This window comes from Bradyrhizobium sp. Mp27, assembly GCF_029953005.1.
GTDB lineage: Bacteria > Pseudomonadota > Alphaproteobacteria > Rhizobiales > Xanthobacteraceae > Bradyrhizobium > Bradyrhizobium barranii.
The window spans coordinates 1-5,207 of the sequence record NZ_JASAUS010000295.1 but is presented as its reverse complement, the minus strand read 5'-3'; the positions used below and the strand labels follow the sequence as shown (position 1 = coordinate 5,207).

At 57.0% G+C, this 5,207-nt stretch carries 3 protein-coding genes; 2 read left to right on the top strand and 1 reads right to left on the bottom strand.

The window, feature by feature from the left end; genetic code table 11:
* Nucleotides 1–611: 611 nt before the first annotated feature.
* On the bottom strand, nt 612–845 hold the full coding sequence (locus tag QJT78_RS48200; protein ID WP_038945631.1) for a hypothetical protein: 234 nt from the start codon (nt 843–845) through the stop codon (nt 612–614).
* A 2,053-nt stretch (nt 846–2,898) separates the two neighbouring features.
* Here QJT78_RS48200 and QJT78_RS48195 point away from each other — a divergent pair.
* Together QJT78_RS48195 and QJT78_RS48190 are read left to right on the top strand one after the other, a co-directional pair.
* Nucleotides 2,899–3,141 (top strand): hypothetical protein, encoded by a 243-nt coding sequence (locus QJT78_RS48195; RefSeq protein WP_157790322.1) that lies wholly within the window; start codon nt 2,899–2,901, stop codon nt 3,139–3,141.
* A gap of 142 nt (nt 3,142–3,283) precedes the next feature.
* Nucleotides 3,284–4,996 (top strand): P-loop NTPase fold protein, encoded by a 1,713-nt coding sequence (locus QJT78_RS48190; RefSeq protein ID WP_038945628.1) that lies wholly within the window; start codon nt 3,284–3,286, stop codon nt 4,994–4,996.
* The last annotated feature ends 211 nt before the right edge of the window (nt 4,997–5,207 follow it).

Below are 5,207 nucleotides of genomic sequence, written 5' to 3'. Positions count from 1 at the left end.
CGGTTGAAGGTGATGGGGTGGCTTCGCAACCGAATCCTACGCCGCATCAGCGCTTTACACCACGCTCGCCAGCCTCTCAGGCGCCCTCTCGCGAATAAGACGGGCTAAAAGCCTTGCTGCAATTTCAGGGACAACATCAACGCGAGCTGCAGCGATCTCATGACCCTGCGGATTTGTTGGCAAAAACCGGCGGACTTCGCGAGCGCCTTTGGCCCGGCGCTGTAGAGGACGTGGAACACCTCAGCCGTTACCACAGAGAATATTGGTTCAGATATCCTGAGCGCGCCGCCACTGCCGACGTCTTTAAGGCGGAAAGTGCCTGTATGATGGTCGACCACCTGTTAGTCCAGATCGCGCACCTGATTGGCTACAGAGGAGCTTAGCCCTCGCCTCAGTCTCTACCTCGATGCTTCCCAAAGCTGCTTGGCCTTCTCCTTATCGCTCTGTCGTTCCGCGTATTGGTCGTAATAGTTGGCGGCTTCCGCAGTGTAGCCGCCTTTCTTTGCACAGTCATCGTTCAGGCGGACAAGTCTCCTTTGAAAGCCTGGAACGCCGACAACTCCTTGTCGGTTAGCCACCCGCATTCCGCCGCCACAACACGCCTCGGCAGTTTAACGCTCTGCCGAGCCAACACCACCAACCACGTGCCGCGCGATCTCGGTGCCGGAGTCGTCAACCACGACCACGACAGTTTCGCTAACAGGATCGTAGTCTGGATCGCTGCCGATATCTTGCGCGACACGAGCGCCGTATTGACCCGCGAGATCGGCCGAGCCAAACACCTCACCATCGCTGTCTGGCTGAAAGCGACCGTTGTGGATGATCGGGAAATAATAGCGCTGCATAGCTTTGGCCCCTCGTCAGTGGTGATCATGTGCCAACATCAGGCCGGGACGCACCTGTCTAAATTGACAGGGATCGCTATGCACCCGCGCCATCGCCCGCCCCCCCCCTCTGCGGAACGCCATTAGCCCGCATCATTATCTCTTCGGGATTGTCTCGACAGCTTCTCGTCAGCCCGCTCGGTCATACATCAATTATCAGAAGCCGGCAGGGATATCTCGTTAGTAGGAATGCGAGCTAATTTGAGGCGAGCCCCTTTCTGAATTGCAACGCGCGACGCTCGCATTACAGGTTGCCCACCTGTTGACCCGGTGTCGCGCGTTGCTCTGATTGATTCACGGCCGCCAAGCGATATCGCCGCGAAAGGGGCCGCTCGGCACCTACCTGAATTGGTGGGCCCGCATCATTCACTCGGAATGCCCTTAACCGAACACGTTCCGACTGTACGCCCATAGACATCACGGCTGAGAGGTTGCAGCAAATTGCGTCGATTCATCATTCAAAAAGGAAGGCCGACTCCGAAGGGGCATAAACGAACCTTTCTTAAGCGGAAGAGGCTTGCGCACCTTCTTGGAGCTACAATCGTACTCTGTTCGACTCGGCTCGCGCTCGCTGCGGACGCCCCCGGGCTGGAAACAGCGAACATTAGAAAATTCGTCTCGTACTTCAGCCCGAACGATTTCAAGATCGTTGATTCAGGTGACCTTTATGCTGCCCCTGCAAAGTTCATCGGGCAGCCTATCGAGCTTCGAAACGTGAGGTGCCTCTACGCCATGGACGGCTACCACTGCATTGCACCTCAGCCCGGAATGGTTACGATTGTTTCTGCAAAGTCTGTCGCACCTGCGGCAGAACGGGAAGCCTTGAAGAGCGACTGTGCGGAGATCCAGGCGATGGCTCACCTGCCCGCTTGCCGAAAGAATGTTCGAATTATCCCAGCTGACTTGACCGAAAGCTCCCTCCCCAACGCCGCGAAGCGCGTCGTTATGACGGCCGAGAGAATTGAGATACATCCGGCGTCGCAACCGAAGCATTAACGCCGCCGAGTGCCACGCGTTGCTGCTCCGTCATCGCTTTTCTGAGCCTCATAGAGAAGAAGCAGCGCGGGCGCGACTCGGCGTCGGGAAATGCGCAACCGACGCTGTCCCTGCCACACCCGCGCCGCCGGTGGAAGTTAGCGGCAGCGCGCTGTCCCAATCACGTGCCGCAGACTTCGGTGGCCAGCCCGTCCTCGAAGACTGGGGCTGGCCACCTTTGCTCCCGAGGGGGCCAAAATCCCCCCCTGGTGCCACCAAGGAGTATCGCTGAGAAGAACTGGAAGCACCTACCAGCACCGGTGGGTTGTCGCGCCCCCGCGTGCATGCCATATCAAAGTGCTCGGCCTGCAACTGTTCGAGCTGGCTCCGCCTCATAGGAGTAGCCGCCGTGCCTAGGACCGAAGTGGTAGCGGCAATCCAAGCATTCACGGACTACGTCCGTAGGACAAGCCATACACCGGCAGAAGACACGTACGCGCCACAGCGAACTGAAGAACAGATGGCCGATTGGCGATCCCGGGTTGAAGTTATCTGCTCAAAAATGGACGCGGTGGCGGATTGCCCTCTTTCGACCTTATCCGAATTCGAGGCGCTCAGACGCGAGATGGGGACAGATTTTCCCGCAACGCCACCCGCTTTACTCAACCGTGTAGCGGACGCATTTTTACGCTGTGGTCGGCGGATGCCGGCCCCTTAATCAGGACGGAGCCGGATGATGCCTAGCACATTCTCGCTGCACAAGATCGACGAAGCTATACGCGACCTCGAAGAAAAAGTTGCTCACGGTGCAGAAATCAGCCGCGAGGGGCTCGCGAGCGAGCTGGCGTCACGATCAAGAGCGTCGGCAAAGGCTATCGACTTGTTCTAGCGGGGCCAAATGAACCTCGCTGTTGCAGTTTTCGCAACGTGTTGTGATCTTCGCAGCAGCAATTGCGATCTTGCCCACAGACAGCCCTGCGTGTGCTTGGTATCCTCATTCAACAGTAGAATGGTTCGACTGCTTGAAGGAAAGAATACCATGCGCAACTATGATATTGCCTCGCTGGCCATCTCGTTGCACCAAGCGGCACTGACGGCGAAAGCAGCGATCAAGGCCATCCCGGAAGACACCAGCGTCGATATCGAGATGAAGCTGATCGATGCGGTGAGCGCGCCCGCGTTTGAGATTTCAGAGAGGATCATGGCCCTGCCGGTTGAGAGTGAGACGATCCGCGCGAGGGCGGCGGCGTGGCTGGATGGTACCTACTGGCACTCACGATGACATGTGCCTTGGCCGGGCGCGGCTTGTTGTGCATGGGGCATGCATTTCATTGTTGCGTCACGACACCGATTAGGCAGATTAGGCCGGCGCAATCGGCGCGTCATGCAATTCACCTACTGTGGGCAAGAGATAGGTATGAACGATGTCATTGCAGGAAACAAAGGATCATCTTATCCAGCTCCTTGCCGATCCGGACAACAAAGTCATCGCGCTATCTGGAAAATGGGGTACCGGAAAAAGTCATTTGTGGCGCGAGGTCCAGGCAGCCTCCGCCGACGAAACTACCAAGGGCGCCCTGTATGTGTCTCTGTTTGGCTTGTCCGACATCGACCAATTGAAGAGGAAACTTATCGAGTCGGTGGTCCCTGTTGCCGAATCTCATCCGGGATTATGGGATGGCGCCAAGCGGGCGATGAACTCTGGCATCAAGGTTCTGGAATCGTTTCACAAGGGATTCGGGGCCATTTCCGACCTGAGCCTACTGTTGGCTCCGGCGATGCTGCGCGACAAGATGATCGTGATTGACGACATCGAGCGCAAGCACGAAAAGCTCAGCGTCGACGAGGTCCTGGGCTTCATCGACCAGTACAGCCAGCAATACGGCTCACGATTCGTGCTGATCCTCAACAGTGATCAGCTTGCGCAAAGACCAGTCTGGGACACCCTACGGGAAAAAGTGATTGATCAGGAGATCCGGCTGCTCACAACGCCTGAAGAGGCTTTCGAAATTGCGATTGCGCTCACGCCTTCCCGTTACTCCGCCCATATAAAGAAGGCTGCGGACACCTGCGGGCTAACCAACATTCGCGTCGTTCAAAGGGTGATCCGGTCCGCGAACCGGATAATAGGGGAGCGCAATCTCGCGGATGCAATACTCGCGCGCGTCGTCCCGTCGATCGTTTTGCTCACCGCGATCAACTACAAGGGCATCGATGACGGCCCCGACTTTCAGTTTGTCTTAGCAATTGGCTCCGCGAGCTATATCGCTGAGCGCATGGCGAACAAGGACAAGAAGCCTGATGACGAGGACAAGCGTAAGGCAAGGTGGCGGCTCTTGCTCCAAGAGTTGAGTATCGGCCGCTGCGACGAGTTCGAAACGCTGGTAGTGCAATTTCTGGAATCAGGCCAATTCGACGCAAGCAAGGTGACCGCGATTGTCGATCGCTACGTCGCTGAAACCGACAGGATGGAAGCCCTCCAGAAAACTGGTGAGTTGCTAGAGCGTCTTTACTGGGACCATCGCGCGGAGGAAGCTGAATTGGTCGCACAGGCCGACAAACTGGTATCCGTTGCACACCTGCTCGACGCCTACACCGTCACCGATCTGGACAAGAATCTCACCCAGCTGCCCGGTGGTAGCGCGATCGGGCAGAAAATCGTGCAAGCCTGGATAGCTGCTTTCTGCGCGCGACAGCCAGAAATCAGCCATGACGGCCCTTACCGCAGACCGCTTCACCCAGACATCATAAACGAGTTCACGGCGATCAAAACTCGTACCCAAGCCAAAACTACGGTGTTCGATGCCTGCATGCACATCATCAAGCACAGTGGATGGGACACCCTGCAAGAGGTTGTAATGAAGAACGCGACCGTTGAGGATTTCGAGTCAACGATCAGGGGCTTGGGGATTGATGATTTCCGGGTTTTCATACGACGCATGCTGGAGATGCGAATTCAGCGACAGGCATATGAGCCTCACTTCGGATCGGCCACGGATCGGTTTGTGGAAGCTTGCCGGAACATCGCGGGTGCCCCCAACTCCGGACGGCTTGGATCTCTTATCAAACACCTCTTCGACGACGCCAACATCGAAGCGGAATTGACCCCTCAAGCCGATCCAGCGGCTCCGGCGTAGATGCGAGCATCTTCCAAGGAGTCGCCTGCCCGCTCGCCGATGCGTTAGCGGATGCTGCGGAGGCAGGTGATAACAAGCCTTTCTGCTCGTGGCGCAAGAGAGCGAGCTATGGCTGATTTTGGGTGACGCGGCCTGATCAGGCGGCGTGGCTTTCAGTGTTCGGAATGACTTCGATTCCGTCGATGAACTTTACACCGGCGATGACTTTCGG